Genomic DNA, 25,186 nt, shown 5'->3' with positions numbered 1-25,186 from the left:
CCTGGCTCGGCAGGGTCAGGCGTCGGGGAGGAGTGCGTCGTACGCGGCGGGGCTGGAGTCGCGCAGGAAGTCGCGGCAGCGCTCCCACTCCTCGGTCTCGCCGATGGCGCGCGCGGCGAGGGCCAGCAGCGCCAGCGAGCGCAGGAAGCCCAGGTTGGGCGCGTGGTCGAACGGCACCGGGCCGTGGCCCTTCCAGCCGTTGCGCCGCAGCAGGTCGAGGCTACGGTGGTAGCCCACCCGCGCGTACGCGTAGACCGTGACGTCGTCGGCGCCCTCGTCCTTGGCCTGCTGGGCCAGCGCCGCCCAGGCGGCAGGTGACGCGGGTCGACGTCGCACGACGTCGGCGGGGGCCGTGGTCTCCAGCTCGGTGGTCGCGGGGTCCTCGGGCAGCCGGGTGGGCGGGGGACCCGCCATCAGGTCGACGTGGCTCATGTCCCCAGCCTCCCACGCCCGGGGGCGCGGGGAGACCGGGGACCGGTCGGCGTCAGCGAGCGCCGGCGACGAGCTCGGCGATCTGCACCGTGTTGAGCGCGGCACCCTTGCGGAGGTTGTCGTTGCTCACGAAGAGCGCCAGGCCCCGGCCGCCGTCGACGCCCTCGTCGGCGCGGATGCGGCCGACGTAGGAGGGGTCCTTGCCCGCCGCGTCGAGCGGGGTGGGGATGTCGACCAGCTGCACGCCCGCCGCGGAGCCCAGCAGCTCGGTCGCCCGCTCGGGCGACAGCGGCCGCTCGAACTCGGCGTTGATCGCCAGCGAGTGGCCCGTGAAGACCGGCACGCGGACGCAGATGCCCGAGACGCGCAGCTCGGGGATGCCGAGGATCTTGCGCGACTCGTTGCGCAGCTTCTGCTCCTCGTCGGTCTCGTTGAGACCGTCGTCGACGAGGTTCCCGGCGAAGGGCAGCACGTTGTAGGCGATCGTCTTCTTGTAGACGCCCGGCTCGCCGAACGCCACGGCCTCGCCGTCGTAGGCGAGCTCAGTCGCCTTGTCGCCGGCCGCCGCGATGCCGTTCGCGAGCTCCTCGACGCCGGCGACGCCGGAGCCGGAGACGGCCTGGTAGGTCGAGGCGACGAGCCGGACCAGGCCGGCCTCGTCGTGCAGCGGCTTCAGCACCGGCATCGCCGCCATCGTGGTGCAGTTCGGGTTCGCGATGATGCCGCGGCCCGCGTCGATCACCTCGGCCGCCGCGTGCGGGTTGACCTCGGAGACCACGAGCGGGATCGCGGGGTCCCTGCGGAACGCGCTGGAGTTGTCGACCACGATCACCCCGGCGTCGACGAAGCGCGGCGCCTGCGCGCGCGAGGTCGTCGCCCCGGCGGAGAAGAGCGCGATGTCCAGGCCGGAGGGGTCCGCGACCGACGCGTCCTCGACGGTGATCTCCCGGTCGCCGAACGGCAGCACCGTGCCGGCGGAACGGGCCGAGGCGAAGAAGCGGACCTCGTCGGCCTCGAAGCCCCGCTCGAGCAGGATCTGCCGCATCGCGACGCCGACCTGGCCGGTCGCGCCGACCACTCCCAGACGGATGCCCATGTCAGCGCCCCGTCCCGGCGTAGACCACGGCGCCACCGTCGGGGTCGTCGTCGTCCAGGTCGAACGCGGTGTGCGCGGCGCGCACGGCGTCCTCGATCTGCGTCTGGTCGATGACCACCGAGATGCGGATCTCCGAGGTGGAGATCATCTCGATGTTGACGCCGGTCGACGCGAGCGCGGCGAAGAACGTCGCCGTGATGCCCGGGTGCGACTTCATCCCCGCGCCGATCAGCGACACCTTGCCGATCTGGTCGTCGTAGAGGAGCTTGTCGAAGCCGACCTGCTCCTGCAGCGCCGCCAGCGCGGTGACGGCGCTCTGGCCGTCCTCACGGGCGAGCGTGAACGAGATGTCGGTCAGGCCCGTGGCGGCCGCCGACACGTTCTGCACGACCATGTCGAGGTTCGCACCCGTCGTCGCGAGGGTCTCGAAGATGCGGGCCGCCTCGCCCACCTTGTCGGGCACGCCGACGACGGTGATCTTGGCCTGGCTCTTGTCGTGGGCGACGCCGGAGATGATCGCGTCTTCCATGGGGTCTCCCTGCTGCTCGGGGATGATCCACGTGCCCTCCTTCTGCGAGAAGGTCGAGCGCACGTGGATGGGCATGGTGTGGCGGCGCCCGTACTCGACGCACCGCAGGTGGAGGATCTTGGCGCCGTTGGCCGCCATCTCGAGCATCTCCTCGGTGGAGACGCGGTCGAGCTTGCGGGCCTTCGGCACGATCCGGGGGTCGGCCGTGAAGACGCCGTCGACGTCGGAGTAGATCTCGCAGACCTCGGCGCCGAGCGCCGCCGCGAGCGCGACGGCCGTCGTGTCGGAGGCCCCGCGGCCGAGGGTCGTGACGTCCTTCGTGTCCTGGCTGACGCCCTGGAAGCCGGCGACGATGGCGATGCTGCCCTCGCCGATGGCCTGCTCGATGCGGCCCGGCGTGATGTCGATGATCTTGGCCTTGCCGTGCGCCGAGTCGGTGATCACGCCGGCCTGCGAGCCGGTGAACGACCGGGCCTCGTAGCCGAGCGAGTGGATCGCCATCGCGACCAGCGCCATCGACATCCGCTCACCGGCGGTGAGCAGCATGTCGAGCTCGCGCGGGGGCGGCATCGGGGTGACCTGCTCGGCGAGGTCGCGCAGCTCGTCGGTGGTGTCGCCCATCGCGGAGACGACCACGACGACGTCGTGGCCCTTCTTCTTCGTCGCCACGATGCGCTGGGCGACCCGCTTGATGCCGGCCGCGTCGGCCACGGACGAGCCGCCGTACTTCTGCACGACAATGCTCACTGAGGACTTCCTTCACGCTGTACGAGGCGGGCACGCCGCGACCGCGACGTCCCGCTCCTGGACCGCCGACGATCCTACCGGCGGCGCACCCCGCCCTCCGACGTGATTCCGGCCGGTGGGCGTACGCCCGCCGCGCGCGGCCGCCGCAGCCGCCGTGCGTACCCCTCAGCCGCGCTCGAGCAGGACGTCCGCAGCCGCCACGCGGTCCAGCTCGCCGGCGAAGTCCGCGTCGAGCCGGTCGTGCGCGACGATCGCCTGCAGCGCCCGCAGGGCGCCCGACGCCTCGCCGCCCCAGCTCGCGACGTAGGAGAACTGCCACCACCACAGGGCCTCGGCGACGTGTCCCGCCCGGAAGTGGCGCAGGCCGTGGGCCAGTGCCGAGGCGACCGAGGTCAGGTCGTCCGACAGGCTGGCCTCCAGCAGCTCCGGGCGGCCCTCGGCGTCCAGCGTGTACGGGTCGAAGACCTCGGTGAACTCGTCGACCCCGTCCAGCAGGCGGGCGAGGCGCAGGCGCATCTCGTCGAGGTCCGGGTCGGGGCCGGCGTCGGGCTCGAACTCCTCGGCGGGGTCGAAGTCGCGCTGGACGCCCAGCCGCGCCCCGGCCAGCAGGACCTGCGAGACCTCGAGGAGGAGCAGCGAGACGGCCGGCCCGGCCTCCTCCTCGCGGGCGATCGCCTGCAGCGCCACCAGGAAGCTCTCCACCTGGTCGGCGATCTGCTGGGCGAGGTCCTCGGTGTCGGCGTCGAGGGGCGTCGCGGCGAGGGGTGTCACGGCGACGTCGTGGTCCGGAGCGTCAGTCATCAGCGGATCTCCTCCCTGCGAAGGCACGGCCGAGGGTGACCTCGTCGGCGTACTCGAGGTCGCCTCCCACCGGCAGTCCACTCGCAAGTCGCGTCACGCGCAACCCCAACGGCTTGAGCATCCGGGTCAGGTAGGTCGCCGTCGCCTCCCCCTCGAGGTTCGGGTCGGTGGCGAGGATGATCTCCGTGACCTCGTCGTCGCCGAGGCGCACCATCAGCTCACGGATGTGCAGCTGCTCCGGCCCGATCCCGTCGATCGGGCTGATCGCGCCGCCCAGCACGTGGTAGCGGCCCTTGAACTCGCGGGTGCGCTCGATGGCGACGACGTCCTTGTACTCCTCCACGATGCAGATCACCGAGGGGTCGCGGCGCGGGTCCCGGCAGATCCGGCACTCCTCCTCGGAGGAGACGTTGAAGCAGATCCGGCAGAACTTCACCTTGACGGTGACCTCGAGCAGCGCGTCGGCGAGCCGGCGCACGTCCGCCGGGTCGGCGGCGAGGAGGTGGAACGCGATCCGCTGCGCTCCCTTCGGACCCACGCCGGGCAGCCGGCCCAGCTCGTCGATCAGGTCCTGGACGACGCCCTCGTACACCCGCGCAGCCGCTCAGAAACCGAGCTTGCCGCCGCCGGGCAGCCCCGGCAGACCGCCCTCGCCCGGGCCACCGAAGCCCTCGCCGCCCAGCCCGCCGAGCCCACCCGCGAGCGGGCCGAGCTTCTCCGCGGCCAGCTTGTCGGCCTCGGCACGCGCGTCGCGGTACGCCGCCACCACGAGGTCGCCGAGGTCGGCCACGCTCTCCGCGTCGGCGCCGTCGAAGGAGCCGACCGGGATCGTGACGCCCTTGAGCTCGCCCGAGCCGGAGACCGTGACGGTGATGCCGCCGCTGCGACCGTCCACCTCGGTCTGCTCCAGCTCGGCCTGGGCGCTGACGAGCTGCTCCTGCATGGCCTGGGCCTGCTGCAGCAGGGCCCCCATGTCGAGGCCGCCGAGCGGGTTGCCGCCGCCGGCGGCCGGGTCGAACGGGTTCTGGGTCATCGAGGACTCCTGGTGTCGCGGTCGGTCGTGCGGTCGGAGAAGCGGTCGAGCAAGAGGTCGTGCCCCGTCAATCGTGCCGGATCTGCTCGATCACCCGGGCCCCGAGCTCGCGCTCGAGCAGCTCGGTGCCCGCGAGCTCGGGGGTGTTGTCGTCGGGGTCGTCGGGCGACGCGGCCGCGTCCGGGTCCTCGTCGGCCCAGCTCGGCGGCTCGTCGCGACCGTCGTACGCCGGCGGCGGGCCGTCGCGGTCGGGCGGGGCGGTCGCCGTCCAAGGGCCGTCGGCGCCACGCCCGCCGCGGGTCTCGGGTCCGCGGTCGCCGCCCTGCGACGGTCGCTCGGTCTGCTCGGCCGCCCGTCCGGACGGTTCCGGCCGGCGGTCCTCGCCGGCACCGGTGTCGCGGCCGCGGTCCTGACCGGCCTGCTGACCGCCCTGGCCACCCTGGCCGCCCTGTTGGCCGCCCTGTTGGCTGCCGGGCTGGTCGCTCGACCGGCCCCACTCCTGGCCCTGGGGCGCCGGCGGCTCGGGACGCCGCTCGGGGGCGCGTCCTGCCCCGCCCGCCGCACCGGGGTCGACGATGGCCTCGATGCGCCAGTCGAAGCCGAACGTGCGGGCCGCCGCCTGACGCACGATGTCGATGCTGCCGCCCGACTCGAACGACTGGCGCGCACCGGCGTTCGCGAACCCCAGCGTGAGGACGTTGCCGTCGAACGCCACGACCTGGGCGTGCTGGGACAGGTGGATCCAGGTCACCCGGCGGATCGACTTCGTCGCGTCGACCACGTCGGGCCAGAGGCGACGCACCTCGGCCAGGCTCATGCCGCCGGTCGTCGCCGGCGCGGCCGGAGCAGCGGCCGGCTCGGCGGCCGCATGCTGCGGCGCGGGGGACGGTTCGTGGGACGGCTCGGGCTGCGGTGCGTCGCGGCGCGCGGCGCCGCCACCGGCGACCTCGACCACCGGCCACCCGTCGTCCTCGGCCTGCTGGACCGGCTCGGGCGTCGGCTCGGGCGTCGGCTCGGGCGGTCGCTGCGGCTCGGGCGTCGGCTCGGGGGCGGGCTCGGGCGCTGCCTCGGTGCTCGGCTGCGGGCGCTCGTCGACGCGCGGCGCGGCGGGACGCTCCGGCGCGGGGGCGGGGGCCGGTGAAGGCGCCGGCGCGGAGGCCGGTGCAGGTGCAGGCGCCGCCGGGCCGGGCAGGGACCCGCCGGGCACGGAGAGGCGTCGCTCCAGACGGTCGAGGCGCGCCATCACGCCGTCGGTCGTGGAGTCGGCGCCGGGCAGCAGCACGCGGGCGCAGATGAGCTCGAGCAGCAGGCGCGGCGAGGTGGCGCCACGCATCTCGGTCAGACCGGTCGCGACCAGGTCTGCGGCACGGCTCAGCTCCGCGCCGCCGAAGCGGGCCGCCTGGGACGTCAGCCGCTCCCCCGCGTCGTCGGACACGTCGAGCAGACCGGTCGTCGGCGCGTCGGGCACGGCCGCCACGATCACGAGGTCGCGCAGCCGCCGCAGCAGGTCCTCGGTGAACCGCCGCGGGTCCTGTCCCGTCTCGATGACCTTGTCGACCACGCGGAAGACGCCACCGCCGTCGGCCGCGGCGAAGGCGTCGACGATCTCGTCCAGCAGCGAGTCGGGTGTGTAGCCCAGCAGCCCGGTCGCCAGCGCGTGCGTCACGCCGTCCGACCCCGACCCGCCGATCAGCTGGTCGAGCACGGAGAGGGTGTCGCGGGCGGACCCGCCGCCGGCACGGACGACCAGCGGCACCGCGGCCGGCTCGAGCGGCACGCCTTCGCGCTGGCAGAGCTCGGAGAGGTAGGACGACAGCAGCCGCGGCGGGATCAGCCGGAACGGGTAGTGGTGCGTGCGCGAGCGGATGGTCGGGATGACCTTCTCGGGCTCCGTGGTCGCGAAGATGAAGCGCAGGTGGGGCGGGGGCTCCTCGACCAGCTTCAGCAGCGCGTTGAAGCCCTGCGTGGTCACCATGTGGGCCTCGTCGATGACGTAGACCTTGTAGCGGCTCTGCACCGGCGCGAAGAACGCCTTCTCGCGCAGGTCGCGGGCGTCGTCGACACCACCGTGCGACGCCGCGTCGATCTCGATGACGTCGATCGAGCCCGGACCGCCGCGGGCCAGGTCACGGCAGGACCGGCACTCGCCGCACGGGTCGGCGATCGGCGCCTGCTCGCAGTTCAGGGCCCGCGCGAGGATCCGGGCGCTGGTGGTCTTGCCGCACCCGCGGGGCCCGGAGAACAGGTACGCGTGGTTCACGCGGTTGCTCGCCAGCGCGGCGCGCAGCGGCTCGGTGACGTGATCCTGGCCGATGACCTCGGCGAACGTCTCCGGGCGGTAGCGCCGGTACAGAGCAAGGGGTGATTCCACGAGAAGCACCCTAGCCAGAGGTTCTGACAGTCCGGTCAGCTCGGTCGCGCGGCGCGACCCGGCCGCACCGGGCTCCCGGACCGACCGGCCCGGCCGGCCGCGATCCCCGCGACCAGCGCGGCGCCGATCACCGCCGCGGCGGCCACCGCGAGACCCCACACGCCCGGGTCGTCGTTGCCGAGGCCCGTCGCGGTGATCCCGCCGAGGGCCCAGATCCCGGCCACCACGTAGGCCACGACGCGGGTGGCGTACGCCAGCGCCGCCAGCACCACGGCCGCTCCCGCGAGCAGCACCAGCTGCCAGCCGAGGCCGCCCACGTCGAACGCGCCGACCTCCACCAGGGCGGTGCCCAGGTTGAGGAAGAAGGCCGCGGTGACCCAGCCGGCGTACAGGCCCACGGCCGCGCGGGAGAGCCGCGCGAGCCACCGGGGCACCAGGCCCGAGCGCGCCACGACCAGGACGCCGTCGACGGCGGCGGCGAGCATCAGGGCCAGCGCGGCCGCGGTGGCGAGGCTCGAGCCGAGGGCGGACATCGCGATCCAGAGGGCTCCGGAGGCGTAGAGCAGCACCTGGTCCAGCTGGAGCCGGCGCGGCAGACCGCCCGGGCCGGCCACCAGCGCACCCACGGCCTGCGCGATCGCCAGCAGGTAGATGACGCCCCAGATCCCGAAGGCCCACCCGGCCGGGGAGACGAGGAGGTCCGGCGCGGAGCCCGCTCCCGGGGTGTCGCCCGAGACCCCGATCGATACGGCCGGCGCCGCCACCTGCAGCACCGAGGCCCCCAGGACCACCCAGGCCAGCGGGCGGGTCCCGGCCGGGCGGACGGGAGCGACTGCTGCGGGGGCGGAGGGCGTGGTCATGCGTTCACGGTAGGCGCGAGGCCCTGACGGGCCCCGGAGACGCAAAGGCCCCCCGTGCACCCGGCAGAGCTCACTTACCCTTGCTGCCTTCCGGCCCTGGGGGAGTTGGGCGAGGTGCCGCCACACGGGGGGTTGGGGGCGAGTGTAGGCGAGCCCCGCGACGGGACGAAAGTCGGCGCCGCGCCCCTGCCCGATTTCACCGCCCCGACGCCAGCCGCTAACCTCCTCCGCGGAGGTATCGCCTAGTGGCCTATGGCGCACGGCTGGAATCCGTGTTGGGTTAACGCCCTCGGGGGTTCGAATCCCCCTACCTCCGCCAGACGGAACACGAGAGCCCCCGCCGGCACCAGCCGACGGGGGCTCTCGCGCGTCCGGTGGCGCCTCGGTAGGGTCGGCGCCGTGAAGCCACTGCTGAGGAACCTTCGCCGTGCCGTCCGGGGCCAGGAGACGGCGAAGCCGACCCCGGCCAGCCCCCCGCCCGCAGCGGCGCCGACCGAGCCGGTCGTGCCGGCCGAGCCGGAGCAGCCCCGCGAGCCTCGGCTCGACGACATCCGCGGCTGGTTCCCCGCGAGCGACCAGGCGACCTTCACGTGGCTGCTCGACCACCAGCGGGCCACCGAGCCCGCCGGCGACGTGGTCGAGCTCGGCGTGTTCATGGGCAAGAGCGCGGTGTACGTCGGCCAGCACCTCGCCGAGGGCGAGCGCTTCACGGTCGTCGACCTCTTCGACGACGTCACCGACGAGGCGTCGATCCCCGCCTCGGAGCGCACGACCTACCGCTCGCTGACGCAGAAGACGTTCGAGGAGAACTACCTGAAGTTCCACCCGGAGCTCCCGGTCGTCGTCCGCGGCCTGTCCAGCGTGGTGCGCGAGCACGTCGAGGCCGACACGTGCCGCTTCGTGCACGTCGACGCCTCGCACATGTACGACCACGTCCGCGAGGACGCCGAGTCCGCGCGGCTGCTGCTGCGCGAGGGCGGCATCGTCTGCTTCGACGACTACCGCTCGGCCCACACCCCCGGCACGGCCGCCGCCGTGTGGGAGACGGTGCTCGACGACGGGCTGCAGGTGATCTGCCTGACCGGCCAGAAGCTCTACGGCACCTGGGGCGACCCCGAGCCCGGCCGCGCGGCCGTCCGCGCCGGCGTCGCGGCCAGCGACGCCTTCAAGCTCGACGAGCAGACGATCCGCGACCAGCCCATCCTGCGGATCTACTGAGACCGGTCTACCGGGTCCCGCGCCCGGCGCGCCGCAGCGCGGGACGCAGCACCAGCGCGAGCACCACGCCGGCGCCGGCGAGCAGGCCCCACCACAGGAACTCCGTGCGCGACCGGTCCAGCGGGTCCTCGGGCAGCCGGGGGGCCTGGGCCTGCACGGACTCCCGCGGCACCCCGCTCGACTCGACGAGCGTGCCGTCCGGCTGCACGTCCAGCACCCGGCTGAGGGCCTCGACGGGCTGCACGCTCCCGGCCCCGGAGTACGCGTTGGGTGCGTCCGTGACGCCGCCCGCCGTCTCGATGATCCGGGTCCGCACCTGCGCGGGCGTCCAGCCGGGGTTGCTGGCGAACATCAGGGCCGCCACACCGCTGACCACGGCGGCCGCGTAGCCCGACGAGCCGTCGACCTCGCACGTGCCGCCCAGCCCGTCGAAGGTGATGGCGCCGCTGGGGGCCACCACGTCGGTGCGGTAGGACGGCACGTTCGTGCCCGCCGCGTCGGACCCGAGCCGCGGCAGCGCGCCGACCGCGAGCACGTGCGGCTGCTCGAAGCCGGCCGGGAAGGACGGGGGCTCGTCGGTCGAGATGTCCGGCGGCGGGTTGCCCGGTCCGTACGGCTCCTCCGGGGGGACCGCCTCGCCCTGGGCGGCGACGACCAGCACGCCCTGGTCGGCCAGCGCCGCGACCTGGGTCTCCAGCGCACCGTCCCCGGCGTCGGCGACGCCGACCGACACGGTCGCCACCCGGATGCCGAGGTTCGCCGCGTTCTGCGCCACCCAGGCGAGCCCCGCCTCCACGGACTGGGCCGTGGGCTCGACCAGCTGCGGGCCGCCCCCGCCCTCCGGCGCCTCGCCGGTGCGGACGTCGGCGACCTGGACCGAGAAGATCCGGGCCCCGGGCGCCACGCCCGGAGCCGGCTCCCCGTCGGCCGCCGTGCCCGCGACGATGCCCGCCACCTGGGTCCCGTGCAGCGACTCGACCTGCGCCGTGGGCGCCGGCGAGCCGAAGGTGCCGGACCCCTCGACCGCGAGCCGCGCGCTCGGCACGACGCCGGTGCCGAGCACCGCGACGCCGACGTCGGTGGCGGCGGGGTAGTCGGCGTGCAGGGTCGTGAAGTCGAGCTCGGTCGCGAGGGGCGAGGCCCCCGGGGTGTCGAGGGCCTCGGCGTCGGGCTGGTTGTCCGGCGGGCACGGGACGGCCGTCAGCGCCGGCTGCGGGGCGGTGCCCGACGCGTGCGCTCCCACCGGCACGACCGCGGTCGCCGCGACCGCGAGAGCACCCGCGAGAGCACCGAGGGTGCGCGACCTCATCCGGAGCCCTCGCCGGCCCCGTCGGTCCCGTCGGTCGCCTCGGTCGCGTCGGCCTCGGCCGAACCGCACGACTGCTGGGCCTGGCGCTCGGCGCTCAGGGTCTTCAGCGCCTCGTCGCGGGTGAGCGTGACGCCGCAGGAGAACGTCTCGACCCAGGCGGTGGGCACGACCCGGGCCTGGTCGCGGCCGTAGCCGAGACGCTGCAGCGAGTCGCCGGGCAGCGCGTACCGGATGCCCTGGGGGTCGATGAGGAACGCGTCCTCGGCGGCCGTCGCGGTGAAGCCGCCGACGCGCACGACCGAGCCACGAGCGCGCTCGACGTAGCCGACGTGGGTGTCGGGCGCCAGGTCACCGGCCGCCACCTCCGGGGTGGGCCGCACGCCCAGGACCACGGTGGGCGGCTCGTCGGCATGGGTCTGCAGCACTGCGCAGAGGTCCGCGGTGACCCCGCCACCCAGCGCCGCCGGCACCGCGCCGGGCCAGACGTCGTCGGGGTACGGGTTCGACCCGCGGGTGCCGGGGAGCTCGTCGACCTCGACGGGCGCGGCGCGGCCGGGCAGCGCCGCGTACACCGCGCTCGCGAACTCCGAGAGCGGCCAGTACCCGTCCGACCCGACGACCGCGTCCTCCCCCTGGTAGGTCACCAGGGTGCCGGCCGCCAGCGGCTGCCCCTCGGCGTCCGTCAGGCCCGGCACCTGGCCCGAGAAGGACGCGCCGCCGAAGTCGAAGGCGGCCGCGTTGAGGGCGGGGCCCGCCGGCAGCATGTCGAGCCAACGGCTCGGGACCTCGACCACGTCCTCGAGGCCGGGCCCCCGCAGGTTGGTGAGGACGCGGTTGAGGTCCTCGGGGTCGGAGGGCAGCTTCATCCGGAAGTAGCGGACCTCGCCGGTCGCGGCGGCCGGCTGGCCGGGGGTCACGACGTAGTACGACTCCCCCGAGCGCACGAACGCCGACTGCTCGGTGACGAGGTCGACCTGCGGCGTCGAGGTGACGGCGGTGCGCACGCCGGCGCCCGGCGCCGTGCACGACGTCCAGCCGTCCTCGACCAGCGCGCTGTCGCTGGGGGTGGTGACCGGGGCGTTCGGGATGCCGATGCCCTCGATGACCTCGTAGCGGTCGATCTCCGACTGCGGCACCGTCACCGGGTCGAGGTCCTCACCGACGATGAGCCGCGCGGAGACCGTGTTGACGACCGGGATCAGCACCGGGTCGTCGTCGCCCTCGTCGTTCTGCACCAGGTAGAGCTGCACCGTCCCCTCGGCGACGACGAAGCCGCCGCGGTCGGCCCAGCCCGCGTCGGGACGCGGCTTGAGGAAGCCCAGCACCGCGCCGGCGGCGAGCACCAGGACGGTCAGGGCAATCCCGCCGGCCAGCGCCCGGCCCGGCCGGCTCGGCTCCACCTCGCGTCCGCCGGGGGCGCCGCTGACGAAGGCGGTGACGAGGCGTCGCCGCGAGAACGAGTACGCCTCGACCAGGTCGCGCTTGGTGGCCACCCGCTCAGCCCCCGAACCGTCCGAAGAGGTTGACCGCGACGGCCAGCACGGGGAACAGCGCGACGAGGGCGATCGTCTCGACCACGTCGCCGACGCGGGCGCGTCGGATGGAGGTCGACCCCGGCACGAGGGTGCCGACCAGGACCAGCCCGCCGGCGACCGCGAGCCCCACCGCGGCCACCGGCCGCCAGTCGGGGTGCAGGACCAGGACCGAGAGGCCGATGACGAGCAGGGCGGCGATGCCGGAGACCAGCCCGGCGAGCACCTCGGTGCCCGTCCGGTACTGCCGCGTGCGCAGCATGATGATCGCCGAGCACAGGAGCACGAGGACCGTGCCCACCGCGCCCAGCGAGACGGCCAGCGGCGCCACCAGCACCAGGAGCACGCCGACGGCGACGGTCAGGCCGACGAGGATCTCGTGTGCGGCGCGCGCGTCGGCGAGCACCTTGTCCGCGTCGATGTCGCCCGGCGTGGCCTCGATGTCCTCGATGGAGGCCAGCTGGTCGACCCGGGTCGCGGTCGCGCTGAGGGCGAGCCAGGGGAAGACGCTGCCGGCCACCACGACGAGCACGAGCAGCGAGGCGAGGACGGAGGCCGGCGAGAGGTCCGTGACGTCGAAGAGCCAGCCGCACACGGCCAGCACGCCGCCGACGAAGATCGGCGGCACGAGCAGCGGCCGGCCGTCCTCGATGCCGACCACGACGACGAGCGCGGCGAGCACCACCCCGGCCCCGACGTAGGTCCCGCCGAGGCCCAGCAGCACCTCGTCGCGGCCGACGAGCGCTCCGGCGACCCCGCCGTAGACCGCCGCCACGGTGCCGAGCACCACGGCGGCCTGGCGCTCGCGCTGCACGCGGGAGAGCACGATGGCCGCCGCGGACAGCAGCACCGCGACCACGCCGGCGCCGACGGCACCGAGGGTCTGGTCGGTCTGCAGGAGCAACGAGTACGCCCCCACCAGCAGCAGCAGCGCGGAGGCGCCCAGCGCGGTGCGTCGCCCGGCCGCCGGCTCCCAGGGCCGCAGCTCCTTCTCCACGACGTCCGTCATCGCCTCGACGACGTCGTCGTAGACCCGCGGGGGCGTCTGGTCCACGCCGGCGCTGACGGTGAGCAGGCTGCCGTCCTCGACGCCCTGGATGGTCAGACCCGCGTCGTGGGCCAGGACACGACCGTCCTGGGTGACCACCGCGTACCCCCCGTAGACGGTCGCGCCGTCGAGGAGGCCGACGCTGCGGGCCAGCTCGGGCACGAGCTCCGCGACCGGCACGGCGGCCGGGAGGACGAGGTCGACGCGGCGACGCCCGGAGGCGATCGTGACGCGCACGAGTCCCGAGGCACCGACCTGGGTCTGGGTCATGCAGCGTCTCCCTCCGTGGGCCCTGTCGTGGGCACCGGCCCGAACCGCGCCCGCCAGCGAGCGCCCCGCATGCTATCGAGCGGCGCCGACGAACCTCCGTCGGCAGACCGCGAGCCGCCCCCGGCACCGCGTCGCGGTGTCCGGGGGCGGCTCGGTGGTGCGATCAGACGCCGTAGTTGCCGGCCTCGCGGCGGTCGGTCGACTGGAAGTTCTCGGACGAGGCACGCACCGTGGTGGCGGTCGACTCGAGGAACTGGGTCATCTCCAGCATCGCGCCGTCCCAGCGCTGCTTGGCGATGGTGTAGGCGCCCTGCGCCTCACCGCTCCAGTCGCTGCGCAGGGGGGCGAGCTCGCTCTCGAGCTCGTTGAGACGCCCGTCGATGCCGCGCGCCGTGGACTGCAGGTTCTGGATCGCGCCCTCGAGGGCCGCGTAGTTGACGATGATTCCGCTCATGACAATTCCTTCCGGGTCCGGATGTCCGGGATCAGGCGTCGAGCGCCGGGAACTTGGACACGTACGCGGCGGCCTCCGCCTCGTCCGCGGCGGTCGTGGTGCTCTGCGTGCCACGCAGGGCGTTCTCCAGGTCGCCGAGCGCGTCGAGGACGATGCGCTGACGCTCCTGCCACTGGTTCTGGAGGTTCTGGAACGCGGTTCCACCCTGGCCCCGCCACTGGGCGGCCATGCCCTGGATGTCGGTCGCGAGCTGGTTGCAGCGCTGGGTCACGTCGGCCCGGGCGCCCGAGACGCGCTCCGCCGCGTTGACGAGTGTTCCCTCGCCTACCTGCAGGTTCTCTGACATGTCGTCACTCCTCTTCCCCGTGCTGCTCGGCCCGAGGACATGTACGTGGAAAACGGAAGCGCTGCCGCCGGGCGGGTTGCCTGCGTGCCGCAGCGGGGGCTGTGGTACCCGACGCCCTGAGCGCTAAACACCTACCCCGTGATTTCCCAGATCCTGCGAAAGACGCCGACGGTCACCACGAACGCGGGCACCGACGCGGCCACGGCGAACGCCTCCGCGAGCTCCGCGCGGCGGCCCCACCACACGGAGCGCCAGCCCCGACCGACCGCGACCGCCGCCGGCACGAGGGCCAGCCCCAGGACGAAGGCGGCGATGCCGACCTGCGAGCGCCAGTCCCGCTCGGCCACCACGAGGACGAGCACGGCGCCGAGGCACCACAGGCCCGCGACGCGCAGCAGCAGCCGCGCCGTCGCGTGGCGGTAGCTGCGCGCCACGAGCAGCTGGGTGCAGCCGACGAGCGCGACCAGCAGCGGGGAGCCGATCCGGTCCAGCGGCAGGTGGGTGGTGGTCAGCACCAGCGGCGCCGCGACGACGGTGACCACGAGCACGGCGGCGGCCGCCGCGGCGACCGTGCGGGACCCGTGGTCGACCACCTGCTCGACCGACTCGCGCAGCACGATCGTGCGCGCCCGCGGGCTCTTGCGGTCGCCCTCGCGCGCCGACCAGGCCGACACGGCCAGCCGGTCGAAGTCGACCAGCGCCTGGTCGGGCACGTCCACGGCGAACGAGGGCACGACCCGGCCCGCCAGCATGGCGCCGAGCAGGAGCGTCGCCCACACGACGCGCTCGTCGAGACCCAGGACGGCCCCCGCCCCGGCGACCACGAAGACCGCCGAGCCGGCCCACATCCACACGCGCAGCACCTCGCGCCCGGCGTCGCCCAGCGCGGCGCCGACCGCGGCGGTCAGCGCGGCCGCGGCGCCGGCGATCCCGACCACCATCGGCAGGCGGGCGGAGCCGTCGTCCCAGGCGACGGTGAGTCCGGCGGCGGCGCCGAACACGGGCGCCACGGCGGCCCGGCGGGCGACGAGCCGGCCGACGGGCAGGACGGCGAGCAGCGCCGCGGCGACGAGGGCCCCGGCGACGACGTCGCGGTCGACGCCGGCGGCAGCGGTGGCGTACACCCCCGCCAGCAGCGCGCAGAGGCCGGCGAGGACGAGGAGGCTGGCCGTCGTGGTGGGGCGCTCGGCCCCGCGGCGGGCCGCCTCGGCGGCCTCCGCCGGCGAGACCGGCGGAGGCACGGCGGGCGCGGTGACGAGCACGGAGCCGGTGGTGACACCGGCGATCCCCAGGAGCAGGTCGGCGCGCACCTCGCGGCCGCGTCCGTCGAAGAGCCGGGCGGCGGGCGGGGTGCCGGTCTGGCGCGCGTACTCCTTCAGCACGTCCGCCGGCGTCGCCCCCTCGGGCACGAGCAGGTCGAGGACCCCCGCGACGCCGTGCACGCTGACGGCGAGCATCCCGCTCGCCGGGCCGCCGGGTCCTCCGGTCGCCGCGGACGTGGCGGGCAGGGCCTCGGCGGGCTCGACCGTGCCGGTCATCGGATCCCCCTCGGCCGCTCGACGCTGTCGTGGCAGGAGGGTAGCCCGTCGTCGGAACGCCCACCTATCATCGGCCCCGCCGTGAGCGGGACGGGTTTCGGACACCCGACCGTCGAGCACAAGGGGGCACGTGAGCACCACCCTGCGCAGCAGTCACCGGGTCGACGCGCCCGAGCCGCCCTCCGGGCAGATCACCCTGCAGCCCCCTCCGCAGATCCAGGAGCACGAGGGCGCCGGCGGCGTGCTGATGAACGCCATCCCGATGCTCGGCAGCATCGGCTCGATCGTGGTGATCGCCTCGCTCAGCAGCCAGGGCGGCAGCACCGGTACGCGCAGCATGCTCGCGGCGGGCATGTTCCTCTTCGCGACGCTCGGCTTCGTCGCGGTGCAGATCGACCGGCAGCGCAAGCAGCGCAACCAGCAGGTCACGGGCTCGCGCACGGAGTACCTGCGCTACCTCTCCGGGATCCGCAAGGCCGCCCGCGACTCCGCCGACCGCCAGCGCCGCGCCCTGACCTGGCACCACCCCGCCCCCGAGGCGCTGCCCGCCATCGCGGAGGAGCGCACCCGGCTGTGGGAGCGCACCAGCGCCGACGAGCTGTTCCTGCACGCGCGCTGGGGCGTGTGCCCGCAGCCGCTCTCGATCGACCTCGTCCCGCCGGCGAGCGCCCCGATCGACCAGGTCGACCCGGCCGCCGCCTCGGCGCTGCACCGCCTGCTCGTCGTCCACCGCGTCCAGCCCGACCTGCCGGCCTCCGTCGACCTCACGGCCTTCGACCGCCTCGAGATCTGCGGTCCCCGCGAGCAGGCCCGCTCCCTGGCCCGCGCGCTGCTGACCAGCGCCGTCACCTTCCACAACCCCGAGCACCTCGTCGTCGCGGTGCTCAGCTCCGAGGCCAACCTGGAGCACTGGGACTGGCTGAAGTGGCTCCCCCACGCCCAGAGCGCGCAGGAGACCGACGCGGTCGGCCCCAAGCGGATGGTCACCACGTCGATCGACGACCTGGCGGGCCTGCTGCCCCCCGACCTCTCCGAGCGTCCGCGCTTCGGCGCGGACGAGCGCCCCGCGACGCCGCACGTCGTGCTGGTCGTCGACGGCGGCCGCCTGCCGCCCGGCAACCACGTGATCCCGCCCGACGGGCTGCACGGCGTCACCGTGCTCGACCTGCCCTCGCGCTGGGACGAGCTGGAGGACGCCACCCGGCTGCGCCTGGAGCTCAAGGGCGAGGACGAGCAGGGCCGCCTGCGCGTCGAGGCGGTACGCCTGCGTGCCGAGGCCGTCGTCGGCACGGCCGACCAGTGCACCGTCGCGACCGCCGAGGCGCTCGCCCGGCGGTTGACGCCGCTGCACACCGTGACCTCCGGCGACACCTCGGACAGCGGCTCGGTGGAGACCGGGCCGACCGACTTCATGGACCTGCTCGGCCTGGGCGACGTGCACCGCTACGAGCCCGCGAACGTGTGGCGGCCCCGCCCCGCCCGTGACCGGCTGCGGGTGCCGGTGGGCATCGGCGACGGCGGCCTGGTGCACCTCGACATCAAGGAGTCCGCCCAGCAGGGCATGGGCCCCCACGGCCTGGTGATCGGCGCGACGGGCTCCGGCAAGTCGGAGTTCCTGCGCACGCTGGTGCTCGGCCTGGCGATGACGCACTCGTCGGAGCAGCTCAACATGGTGCTCGTCGACTTCAAGGGCGGCGCGACCTTCGCCGGGATGTCCCAGATGCCGCACGTCTCCGCGGTGATCACCAACCTGAGCCAGGAGCTCACGCTGGTCGACCGCATGCAGGACGCCCTGTCGGGCGAGATGGTGCGGCGCCAGGAGCTGCTGCGCGAGGCCGGCAACTACGCGTCCATCCGCGACTACGAGCGCGCCCGGGCCTCCGGGGAGCCGCTGGCCCCGATGCCGTCGCTCTTCGTGGTCGTCGACGAGTTCTCCGAGATGCTCTCGGCCAAGCCCGAGTTCATCGACCTCTTCGTCGCGATCGGCCGGCTCGGCCGGTCGCTGGGCCTGCACCTGCTGCTCGCCTCGCAGCGCCTGGAGGAGGGCCGCCTGCGCGGTCTCGAGTCGCACCTGTCCTACCGGATCGGTCTGCGCACCTTCTCGGCCGCCGAGTCCCGCGCCGTGCTCGGCGTCCCGGACGCGTACGAGCTGCCGGCCGTGCCCGGGCTCGGCTACCTCAAGCCCGACCAGTCGACGCTGCTGCGCTTCAAGGCGGCCTACGTCTCCGGGCCGCCGCCGACCGCGCGGACGCACGTGCGCCGCGACGAGGGCGGCAACGTGCGCGGCATCCTCCCCTTCACGATCTCGGAGGTGCAGTCGCTCGAGGCCCCCGAGCCCGTCGAGGAGGCGGTGGCGCCCGAGCGCGGCTCGTCCGGCGAGCAGCCGTCGCTGCTCGACATCGCGGTCGAGCGGATGCAGGGCCAGGGGCCGGAGGCCCACCAGGTGTGGCTGCCGCCGCTCGACGTGCCCGACACCCTCGACGCGCTCATGGACGACCTGCGGGTCGTGCCCGAGCTCGGTCTGGTCTCCCCCGCGTGGCGGCGCCACGGCGGTCTGGTCGTGCCGCTCGGCACGGTCGACCGGCCCCGCGAGCAGCGGCGCGACACGATGACGGTCAACATGAACGGCGCGACCGGCCACGTCGCGGTGGTCGGCGGCCCGCGCTCGGGCAAGAGCACCCTGCTGCGCACGATCGTGACGAGCACGGCGCTGACGACGACGCCGCTGGAGTCGCAGTTCTACGTGCTCGACTTCGGGGGCGGCACCTTCGCGCCGATGGCCGACATGCCGCACGTGTCCGGCGTCGGTACGCGCGCGGAGCCCGACGTGGTGCGCCGCGTCGTCGCCGAGGTCAAGGGCATCGTGGAGAAGCGCGAGGCGTACTTCCGCGCGCAGGGCATCGACTCGATCGAGACCTACCGCCGGCGCCGCCGCGAGGGCCGCGCCGACGACGGCTACGGCGACATCTTCCTCGTCGTCGACGGCTGGAGCACGCTGCGCAGCGACTTCGACGACCTGGAGATGGAGCTGCAGCAGCTGGCGGGGCGCAGCCTCACCTTCGGCCTGCACCTCGTGGTCGCCGCCGGCCGCTGGGCGGACTTCCGCTCCGCGATGCGCGACGTGTTCGGCACGCGCCTCGAGCTGCGGCTCGGCGACCCCGTCGACTCCGAGATCGACCGTAAGATCGCCGCCCTCGTGCCGACCGGCCGCCCCGGTCGCGGCCTGGTCGCCGGCAAGCTGCACTACCTCGGTGCGCTCCCCCGCGTCGACGGCGACCCCGACGCCTCCACCCTCGGCGAGGGCGTCGAGGACCTGGTGCGACGCATGCGCGAGGCCTGGACGGGGCCGACCGGCCCGAAGCTGCGCCTGCTGCCCGAGCTCATCGACCACGCCACCGTGGTCGAGCAGGCCGAGCGGCTGCGCCTCGACGAGCACACCACGCTCGCCGGCAGCGGCCGGATCCTGCTCGGGGTCAACGAGAAGGACCTCGCGCCGGTCGGGATCGACGTCGACGCGGAGCCGCACCTGCTGGTCTTCGGCGACGGGCGCTCGGGCAAGAGCGCCCTGCTGCGCAGCTACGTGCGCGAGGTGATGCGCACGCGCACCAACAAGCAGGCGCAGATCGTGGTCGTCGACTACCGGCGCTCGCTGCTGGGCGAGGTGCCGGAGGAGTACCAGCTCAACTACCTGACCAGCGCCGCGCAGGCGACGCCGCTGCTGCGGGACCTGGCCAAGTACCTCGAGAACCGGATCCCGGGACCCGACGTGACGCCGGAGCAGTTGCGCAACCGCTCCTGGTGGACCGGCGCCGAGGTGTTCATCGTGATCGACGACTACGACCTCGTCGCGACGGGTCAGAACTCGCCGGCACAGCCGCTGCAGCCGCTGATGGCCCAGGCCCGCGACGTGGGGCTGCACATGGTCGTCGCACGGCGCGCCGGCGGTGCGTCTCGGGCGCTGTACGAGCCCGTCATCCAGTCGATGCGCGACCTCGCGATGCCCGGCATCGTGCTGTCGGGCTCGCCGGAGGAGGGCTTCCTGCTCGGCAAGGTCAAGCCGCAGAAGGCGCCGCCCGGCCGCGGCCGCCTGGTCACCCGCGACCGCGGCACCGAGGTCGTGCAGCTCGGCTGGTCGGCCCCGGCCGACCTGTGAGGGGGTCGCGAGCGTTCCCGTCCGGACCGCTACCGCACCCGGCCGACGCGCCGAGCCCCGGCGCCCGGTCGGGGAGCGCCCTGCGCTCCGTATGATCGCCTCCGTGATCTTCAAGCGCGTCGGCAGCGGGCGGCCCTACCCCGCCCACGGTCTCGACGCCGGCGACTGGGCCGCGGTGCCGCCGCGCCAGGTGCGGCTCGACCAGCTGGTGACCACCAAGGACACCCTGCAGCTCGCCGCGCTGCTCGACGAGGACTCGACGTTCTTCGGCGACCTGTTCGCCCACGTGGTGATGTGGCACGGCGAGATGTACCTCGAGGACGGCCTGCACCGCGCGCTGCGCGCGGCGCTCCAGCAGCGCAACGTCCTGCACGCCCGCGTGATCGTGGTGGAGTCGTGAGCGGCACCGGCGGCACCGGCCCGAGGAAGCCCGGCAAGCCGGGCGGCCAGGGCAAGCCGCTGCCCGCCCGCCCGGGCCAGGGCGGCGAGGAGGCGACCCGCCCGATCCGGAAGCCGGGTGCGTCCGACCGGCCGCGCGGTGAGGCCGGCCCGGCCGCCGGCACGGGTCCACGGGGCACGCGCCCCACGCGCCAGTCCCAGACGATGCCGGCGGACCGGTCCGCGGCGAAGCCCGGTGGGGCGAGCAAGCCGGGAGCCAAGCCTGGAGCCAAGCCCGCGACCCCGGCCGCCGCGACGAGCGCCGCGGCCGCGCCGCCCCGGGAGGGTCTGAGCCGGCGCGCGCGGTCGAACATCACGGTCGCCGTGCTCGTCGCGGTGCTGCTGTTCTTCTTCGTGTGGGGCTGGTCCCGGACGACGGCTCCGCTGCCGGAGGCGAACCTCGGCTCGCAGAGCACGGACATCTGCACCGTCCGCGACTTCACGGCCGGCGACGCGCTCACCCCGGCGGACGTGGCGGTCAGCGTCTACAACGCCAGCGGCCGCTCGCAGCTGGCGCAGCAGACGATGACGACCCTGACGCAGTCCGGCTTCGTGGCCGGCCGGGCCGGCAACGCCCCGGAGGGCATGCAGGTCGACCGCGTCGAGATCCGCGCCCGGAACACGGAGTCGGCCGCGGTCCAGCTGGTCCGCGGCACGATCGGGGACCCGGCGGTCGTCGTCGCGGACCCCGAGGTGGACGGCATCGCCATCTACCTCGGCCCGAGCTGGAACGGGCCGACCGGCCAGGCGCAGCAGAGCGTGACGGTCAACGCGGACGAGAGCGTCTGCGGTCCGCCGGAGGCCGAGCTGCCGTGACCGGAGTGCGTACGCCCTGACCGGGGGCGTACGCGGGGGCCACCGCTCGGCCCTGCCCTCAGCCCGGCTCGCGGCGCCAGCGCGCGAGCCGGCCGTAGCGTGAGACCAGCGCCAGCCGCTCCTCGGTGGCGGCGCGCTCGGCGCGCGGCGTCACCACCACGAGGTCGTCGCCGCGACGCAGGACGGTGGTCGCGTCCGGCACGAGCACCTCGCCGCCGCGCACGACCAACGAGACCGACGCCCCCAGCGGCAGGCGCAGCTCGCCCACCTCGACGCCGTGCAGGCGCGATGCCTCCGGCACGTGCACCTGGAGCAGGTCGGCCGCCACCCGCTCCAGCGGCGCGGCCTCGACGTCGAGGTCGCGGGGCTCGGCGGCCTCGCTCAGCCCGAGCCGACGGGCGACCCACGGGAGGGTCGGCCCGGTCAGCAGCGTGTAGACGACGACCAGCACGAAGACGACGTCGAAGAGCTGCTCGGCCCCCGGCACCCCCGCGGCGAGCGGGATGGTGGTGAACACGATGGGCACCGCGCCGCGCAGGCCCGCCCACGACAGGAACAGCAGGTCGCGGGGCGGCGTCGGTTGGAGGGCCGAGCTGACCAGCACCGACACCGGACGCGCCACGACGGTCAGCACCAGTCCGGCGGCGAGGGCGATCCCGATGATCTCCCAGGTGATCCGCGAGGGCGTCAGCAGCAGGCCCAGCATCACGAACAGGGCGATCTGGGAGAGCCAGGCGACGCCCTCGACGAACGAGCGCGTGGCGGCGCGGTGCGGGAGGTCGGCGTTGCCGAGCACGAGCGCCGCGACGTAGACGGCGGCGAAGCCGGACACGTGCACGGTCGCGCCCACGGCGTACGCCAGCACCGCCCAGAACACGGCGGCGAGCGGGTAGAGACCGGACGAGGGCAGGGCCGCGCGGCGCATGGCGGCGGCGCCGAGGGCGCCGACCACGAACCCGATCACGACACCCGCGACGAGCTCGTAGACGACCTCCAGCACCAGCAGGGGCACACCGTGCTCGAGCGCGGCACCCGTGCTGACGAGGGTCACGAGCACGACCGTGGGGGCGTCGTTGAGCCCGGACTCCGCCTCGAGCGCGCCGGTGATCCGGCGCGGCAGCGGCACGATCCTCAGCACGGAGAACACGGCCGCCGCGTCCGTGGCGGACGTCGCGGCGCCCAGGAGCACCGCGATCTGCCAGGGCAGGCCGAGCAGGTAGTGCGCCGCGAGGGCCACCACCCCGACCGAGACCACCACCCCGACCGTGGCCAGCGCGAGGCCCAGCCGCATGCTCGGGCGGATCTCGCGCCAGTCCGTGGTCAACCCGCCCTCGGCCAGGATGAGCACGAGGGCTCCGAAGCCGAGCGCGTGGGCGAGGGAGGCGTCGGTGAACTCGATGCCGAGGCCCGAGCTGCCGAGCGCGACACCCATCAGCAGGTAGAGGACGAGGCTGGGCAGGCCCGCCCGCGACGACAACCGCACCGCCAGGATCGCCAGCAGCGTGACGGCCGACCCCACCAGCAGGAAGCGGTCGAGATCGTGCACGTCGAAGGACACGGGGCTCCCGTCGCTCGGTGGGGTCGGGGCTGATCCTAGTTGCGCCGGGAGGGTCCCCGGCCCGTCGGTCGTCCCCAGGACGCCGTCGCGACGTGGTCGTCCCCACCCCGTTCCACCGCCGTTTCCGGTGCCCTCGCGCCCGGGCACCGAGGTGGCCGTGGGCGCGCCGCGCCCCGGAGAGGGGGAGGCATGCTGCCGGACGTGGAGGCCCTGCGGGCGCTGGCGCAGGCGTACCGGGCCGCGGGCGGGACGCTGCGCTCCGAGGCGACGGCGCTCGGCGTGGCGGTCGAGTCGACGCCGTGGCACGGGCTCGCCGCGGAAGCGGCGCGGGCGGCCACCCACGAGGTCGGGGCCATGACCCGGGCCCGCGCGGACGAGCACGACGAGGTGGCCGCGGCGTTGGAGTCGCACGCGCTGGAGGTGGCGCGGACGCTGGCGGCGATCGCGGCCGTGCGGGAACGGTTCCTGGCGCTGGCCGCCTCCGTCGGCGCCACCGTCGTCGACGCCGCGGGGGCGACGCTGTCCACGGCGGGCGAGCTGCTGGAGACCGTCGGGGAGCACGTGCCCGGGGCACTGGGCGACGCCGTCGGGGCGGTCGGCGAGCTCGCCGGCGACCTGGGCGGCCTCCTCGGCGGCGACGACGCGGAGGAGGCAGCCGCCGAGCTGCGGGAGCGGATCGAGCGCATCCACGTCCCCGGCGTCGGCGACCTCGCGTGGCTGGACCTCGACCTGCCGGAGCTGGCGTGAGCGCGCCGGGGGCTCCGGAGCCGGTCGCGCCCGTGACGCCGGGCGACCTCGAGGTCGACGGCGGCGTGGGTGGCCTGCAGGCGCAGTACGTCGCGGTGGAGCGTCTGGCGATGGCGTACGACGCTGCCGCCGCGCTGCTGGCCGGGCGCAGCCGCGACGTGGGGCTGACGCTGCTCGACGACGACCTGCTGTGCTCCGCGCCCTACGCGCCGCGGTCGTTCGCGTCGGTGGAGGCGCAGCTGGCGGCGCTCGCCGCCGGACCGGGCGGGCTGCTGGCGACGGCGGCCCGGTGGACGCTGCAGGCCGACTCCGTGCGGACCTCCTCCCTCGCGTTCCGCACCGCCGACGAGCTGGTGACCTCGTTCGTCGACCACCTGCAGCACCGCCTCGGCTACCTCGTGGCGCACCCCACGGGCGTCGGGCTGCGGCTGACCGGCAACGGCGACCTGCTGCCGGAGCCCGGCGGCGACCTCGGCCCGCTGCTGGACCGGCTCTCGGCCTCGGACGGCGGCGACGGCGGCGGCGCCGCCCGGCTCGAGGCGTGGGCCCTGGAGAACCCCGACCACTTCGAGGTGCTCGTCGGCACCGGCGGTGGCGTGCTCGAGGGGCTCTGGGACTCCGACGGCCTGCCGTCGGCGGGCCACGGCCGCTGGGCGCTGCCCACGATCGCCGCCGCGGCCGGGGCCCTGGCGCTGTGGTTCACGCCCGGCCGACCCGTCGTCGTCCCGGCGGCCCCGGCCGACGCGCCCGTCGTGGGCCGCCGCGCCGGCGGGCTGGCCGGGCTGGTCGAGGAGCTCGAGCGGGTGGCGGGCGCGAGCGGTCCCGGCCGCGACGGGACGATCGAGGTGCAGCGCACCGGTAGCGGCGCGGACGCCTCCTACGTCGTGCTCCTGCCCGGCACCGACGACCTCGTGACCTCCCCCGACGAGCACAGCACCGTGGCGCGCGACCTCGGGACCAACCTGGCGTCGATGGCCGGCCGTCCGACCGTCTACACCGAGGGGATCCTGGAGGCGATGCGCGACGCCGGCATCCCGCCCGACGCGCCGGTGACGATCGTCGGGCACTCGCAGGGCGGCATGGCGGGGGTGCAGATCGCGGCCTCCGGCGAGTTCGCCGTCGAGCACGTCGTGACCCTCGGCTCGCCGGTCGCGCTCATGCCCGAGGTGCCGCCGGGCGTCGAGGTCACGTCGCTCGAGAACGAGTCGGACCTCGTCGCGCGCCTCGACGGCCAGCCCAACCCCGACCGGCTGTCGCACGTCACCGTGCGCTTCGACGCGGGCGGCGGGTCGCTGGCCGAGGCGCACGCGCTGGAGCGGTACGCGGCCGGCGCGGCCGCCGTGGACGCGTCCGGCGACCCGACCCTGCGCCAGCGCCTGGAGTCGCTGGGCCCGGGCTCGGAAGGGGGCTCGGACGGGGGTCCGGGAGAGGAGGTGGCGCGGCGGGCGTACCGGATCACGCGCGGGTGACCCGCCGGCCGCGCCGTCCGGCCACCGGGCTCAGGCGGCGTCGTCCGGGTAGCCGTCCGGGTTCCCGGACTGCCAGCGCCACACGTCGGCGACCATGTCCTCGATCGAGCGGGTGGCACGCCACCCGAGCTCGTTGGCCGCACGGGAGGTGTCGGCCCAGTACGCCGGGAGGTCGCCGGGGCGGCGGTCCACCGCGACGGCGGGGACCGGTCGACCGGAGGCGGCGCGGAAGGCCGCGACCACCTCGGCCACGCTCGTGCCCCGGCCGCCGCCGAGGTTGAAGGCCCGCACGGGCTCGCTCATCGCGTCGAGGTGCTCGAGCGCGGCGAGGTGCCCGGCGGCCAGGTCGTCGACGTGGATGTAGTCGCGCTGGCAGGTGCCGTCGGGGGTGTCGTAGTCGTCGCCGTAGATCTCGAGCCGC

General features: G+C 74.9%; 22 protein-coding genes, 1 tRNA gene and 1 other RNA gene. 7 read left to right on the top strand and 17 right to left on the bottom strand.

All coding sequences use genetic code 11. The features are described from left to right. Positions 1 to 15: 15 nt before the first annotated feature. The 9 genes from RDV89_RS10305 to ffs form a co-directional block, all read right to left on the bottom strand. A complete protein-coding gene (locus RDV89_RS10305) occupies positions 16 to 432 on the bottom strand; it encodes a DUF3151 domain-containing protein (RefSeq protein ID WP_315732954.1) in 417 nt (138 codons plus the stop codon). 52 nt (positions 433 to 484) lie between these two features. Then, a complete protein-coding gene (locus tag RDV89_RS10300) occupies positions 485 to 1,528 on the bottom strand; it encodes an aspartate-semialdehyde dehydrogenase (protein WP_315732953.1) in 1,044 nt (347 codons plus the stop codon). A gap of 1 nt (position 1,529) precedes the next feature. Beyond that, positions 1,530 to 2,804: an aspartate kinase gene (locus tag RDV89_RS10295; protein ID WP_315732952.1), complete on the bottom strand. Its 1,275-nt coding sequence runs from the start codon at positions 2,802 to 2,804 to the stop codon at positions 1,530 to 1,532. A gap of 165 nt (positions 2,805 to 2,969) precedes the next feature. Continuing rightward, the gene (locus RDV89_RS10290) at positions 2,970 to 3,605 is read right to left on the bottom strand and encodes a DUF5063 domain-containing protein (protein WP_315732951.1); all 636 of its coding nucleotides are present in this window, start codon (positions 3,603 to 3,605) and stop codon (positions 2,970 to 2,972) included. Further along, entirely contained in the window at positions 3,598 to 4,197 is a 600-nt protein-coding gene (gene recR, locus RDV89_RS10285; protein WP_315732950.1) for a recombination mediator RecR, read from the bottom strand. Before recR ends, RDV89_RS10290 begins: the two co-directional genes overlap by 8 nt. A gap of 12 nt (positions 4,198 to 4,209) precedes the next feature. Then, the gene (locus RDV89_RS10280; RefSeq protein ID WP_315732949.1) at positions 4,210 to 4,638 is read right to left on the bottom strand and encodes a YbaB/EbfC family nucleoid-associated protein; all 429 of its coding nucleotides are present in this window, start codon (positions 4,636 to 4,638) and stop codon (positions 4,210 to 4,212) included. A gap of 67 nt (positions 4,639 to 4,705) precedes the next feature. Further along, positions 4,706 to 7,018 (bottom strand): DNA polymerase III subunit gamma and tau, encoded by a 2,313-nt coding sequence (locus tag RDV89_RS10275; protein ID WP_438823267.1) that lies wholly within the window; start codon positions 7,016 to 7,018, stop codon positions 4,706 to 4,708. 26 nt (positions 7,019 to 7,044) lie between these two features. Continuing rightward, positions 7,045 to 7,869 carry a TspO-related membrane protein gene (locus RDV89_RS10270; protein ID WP_315732947.1) on the bottom strand — a complete coding sequence of 275 codons (825 nt, stop codon included), beginning with the start codon at positions 7,867 to 7,869 and terminating at the stop codon, positions 7,045 to 7,047. Between the two features lie 43 nt (positions 7,870 to 7,912). Then, positions 7,913 to 8,003: signal recognition particle sRNA small type (gene ffs / locus RDV89_RS10265), an RNA gene on the bottom strand. A 97-nt stretch (positions 8,004 to 8,100) separates the two neighbouring features. Here ffs and RDV89_RS10260 point away from each other — a divergent pair. Continuing rightward, positions 8,101 to 8,188: transfer RNA gene (locus RDV89_RS10260), tRNA-Ser, on the top strand. A gap of 80 nt (positions 8,189 to 8,268) precedes the next feature. After that, entirely contained in the window at positions 8,269 to 9,087 is an 819-nt protein-coding gene (locus tag RDV89_RS10255) for a class I SAM-dependent methyltransferase (protein ID WP_315732946.1), read from the top strand. 7 nt (positions 9,088 to 9,094) lie between these two features. Here RDV89_RS10255 and RDV89_RS10250 read toward each other — a convergent pair whose 3' ends face one another. The 6 genes from RDV89_RS10250 to RDV89_RS10225 all read right to left on the bottom strand — a co-directional run bounded on the left by RDV89_RS10250 (position 9,095) and on the right by RDV89_RS10225 (position 15,584). Continuing rightward, positions 9,095 to 10,396, bottom strand: coding sequence for a S8 family serine peptidase (locus tag RDV89_RS10250; protein ID WP_315732945.1), 1,302 nt, complete (start codon positions 10,394 to 10,396; stop codon positions 9,095 to 9,097). Further along, entirely contained in the window at positions 10,393 to 11,889 is a 1,497-nt protein-coding gene (locus tag RDV89_RS10245; protein ID WP_315732944.1) for a type VII secretion protein EccB, read from the bottom strand. Before RDV89_RS10245 ends, RDV89_RS10250 begins: the two co-directional genes overlap by 4 nt. Positions 11,890 to 11,893: 4 nt before the next feature. Further along, the gene (eccD, locus tag RDV89_RS10240; protein WP_315732943.1) at positions 11,894 to 13,246 is read right to left on the bottom strand and encodes a type VII secretion integral membrane protein EccD; all 1,353 of its coding nucleotides are present in this window, start codon (positions 13,244 to 13,246) and stop codon (positions 11,894 to 11,896) included. Between the two features lie 163 nt (positions 13,247 to 13,409). Further along, positions 13,410 to 13,700 (bottom strand): WXG100 family type VII secretion target, encoded by a 291-nt coding sequence (locus tag RDV89_RS10235; protein WP_315732942.1) that lies wholly within the window; start codon positions 13,698 to 13,700, stop codon positions 13,410 to 13,412. A gap of 31 nt (positions 13,701 to 13,731) precedes the next feature. Further along, positions 13,732 to 14,046, bottom strand: coding sequence for a WXG100 family type VII secretion target (locus RDV89_RS10230; RefSeq protein WP_315732941.1), 315 nt, complete (start codon positions 14,044 to 14,046; stop codon positions 13,732 to 13,734). Positions 14,047 to 14,177: 131 nt separating this feature from the next. Beyond that, positions 14,178 to 15,584 (bottom strand): hypothetical protein, encoded by a 1,407-nt coding sequence (locus tag RDV89_RS10225; RefSeq protein WP_315732940.1) that lies wholly within the window; start codon positions 15,582 to 15,584, stop codon positions 14,178 to 14,180. 130 nt (positions 15,585 to 15,714) lie between these two features. On the opposite strand from RDV89_RS10225, the gene eccCa reads away from it, so the two are divergent. From eccCa to RDV89_RS10210, 3 genes are all read left to right on the top strand, one after another. Next, complete coding sequence (gene eccCa, locus RDV89_RS10220; protein ID WP_315732939.1) at positions 15,715 to 19,737, top strand: type VII secretion protein EccCa; 4,023 nt, start codon at positions 15,715 to 15,717, stop codon at positions 19,735 to 19,737. Between the two features lie 103 nt (positions 19,738 to 19,840). Further along, positions 19,841 to 20,137 (top strand): type II toxin-antitoxin system VapB family antitoxin, encoded by a 297-nt coding sequence (locus RDV89_RS10215; RefSeq protein WP_315732938.1) that lies wholly within the window; start codon positions 19,841 to 19,843, stop codon positions 20,135 to 20,137. Beyond that, positions 20,134 to 20,991, top strand: coding sequence for a LytR C-terminal domain-containing protein (locus tag RDV89_RS10210; RefSeq protein WP_315732937.1), 858 nt, complete (start codon positions 20,134 to 20,136; stop codon positions 20,989 to 20,991). The genes RDV89_RS10215 and RDV89_RS10210 overlap by 4 nt, the downstream gene beginning before the upstream one ends. A 58-nt stretch (positions 20,992 to 21,049) precedes the next feature. Here RDV89_RS10210 and RDV89_RS10205 read toward each other — a convergent pair whose 3' ends face one another. Next, a complete protein-coding gene (locus RDV89_RS10205; RefSeq protein ID WP_315732936.1) occupies positions 21,050 to 22,549 on the bottom strand; it encodes a potassium/proton antiporter in 1,500 nt (499 codons plus the stop codon). A gap of 189 nt (positions 22,550 to 22,738) precedes the next feature. On the opposite strand from RDV89_RS10205, the gene RDV89_RS10200 reads away from it, so the two are divergent. Both RDV89_RS10200 and RDV89_RS10195 read left to right on the top strand, forming a co-directional pair. Then, complete coding sequence (locus RDV89_RS10200) at positions 22,739 to 23,296, top strand: hypothetical protein (RefSeq protein ID WP_315732935.1); 558 nt, start codon at positions 22,739 to 22,741, stop codon at positions 23,294 to 23,296. Continuing rightward, on the top strand, positions 23,293 to 24,765 hold the full coding sequence (locus RDV89_RS10195; RefSeq protein WP_315732934.1) for a lipase family protein: 1,473 nt from the start codon (positions 23,293 to 23,295) through the stop codon (positions 24,763 to 24,765). Before RDV89_RS10200 ends, RDV89_RS10195 begins: the two co-directional genes overlap by 4 nt. A gap of 30 nt (positions 24,766 to 24,795) precedes the next feature. On the opposite strand, the gene RDV89_RS10190 is transcribed toward RDV89_RS10195, so the two are convergent. Continuing rightward, a partial coding sequence (locus RDV89_RS10190) for a GDP-mannose 4,6-dehydratase (protein WP_315732933.1) occupies positions 24,796 to 25,186 on the bottom strand: 391 nt, incomplete at its 5' end.

Origin of the sequence: Nocardioides imazamoxiresistens (assembly GCF_032378595.1) — a bacterium.
Taxonomy (GTDB): Bacteria; Actinomycetota; Actinomycetes; order Propionibacteriales; family Nocardioidaceae; genus Nocardioides; species Nocardioides imazamoxiresistens.
This window is presented reverse-complemented; position numbering and strand designations above follow the sequence as displayed.

Excerpts from the sequence above, each read along its gene's own strand:
- RDV89_RS10305 (WP_315732954.1), bottom strand. The coding sequence starts at position 432 with ATGAGCCACGTCGACCTGATGGCGGGTCCCCCGCCCACCCGGCTGCCC.
- RDV89_RS10300 (WP_315732953.1), bottom strand. The coding sequence starts at position 1,528 with ATGGGCATCCGTCTGGGAGTGGTCGGCGCGACCGGCCAGGTCGGCGTC.
- RDV89_RS10290 (WP_315732951.1), bottom strand. The coding sequence starts at position 3,605 with ATGACTGACGCTCCGGACCACGACGTCGCCGTGACACCCCTCGCCGCG.
- RDV89_RS10280 (WP_315732949.1), bottom strand. The coding sequence starts at position 4,638 with ATGACCCAGAACCCGTTCGACCCGGCCGCCGGCGGCGGCAACCCGCTC.
- RDV89_RS10270 (WP_315732947.1), bottom strand. The coding sequence starts at position 7,869 with ATGACCACGCCCTCCGCCCCCGCAGCAGTCGCTCCCGTCCGCCCGGCC.
- RDV89_RS10250 (WP_315732945.1), bottom strand. The coding sequence starts at position 10,396 with ATGAGGTCGCGCACCCTCGGTGCTCTCGCGGGTGCTCTCGCGGTCGCG.
- eccD (WP_315732943.1), bottom strand. The coding sequence starts at position 13,246 with ATGACCCAGACCCAGGTCGGTGCCTCGGGACTCGTGCGCGTCACGATC.
- RDV89_RS10235 (WP_315732942.1), bottom strand. The coding sequence starts at position 13,700 with ATGAGCGGAATCATCGTCAACTACGCGGCCCTCGAGGGCGCGATCCAG.
- RDV89_RS10230 (WP_315732941.1), bottom strand. The coding sequence starts at position 14,046 with ATGTCAGAGAACCTGCAGGTAGGCGAGGGAACACTCGTCAACGCGGCG.
- RDV89_RS10225 (WP_315732940.1), bottom strand. The coding sequence starts at position 15,584 with ATGACCGGCACGGTCGAGCCCGCCGAGGCCCTGCCCGCCACGTCCGCG.
- RDV89_RS10200 (WP_315732935.1), top strand. The coding sequence starts at position 22,739 with ATGCTGCCGGACGTGGAGGCCCTGCGGGCGCTGGCGCAGGCGTACCGG.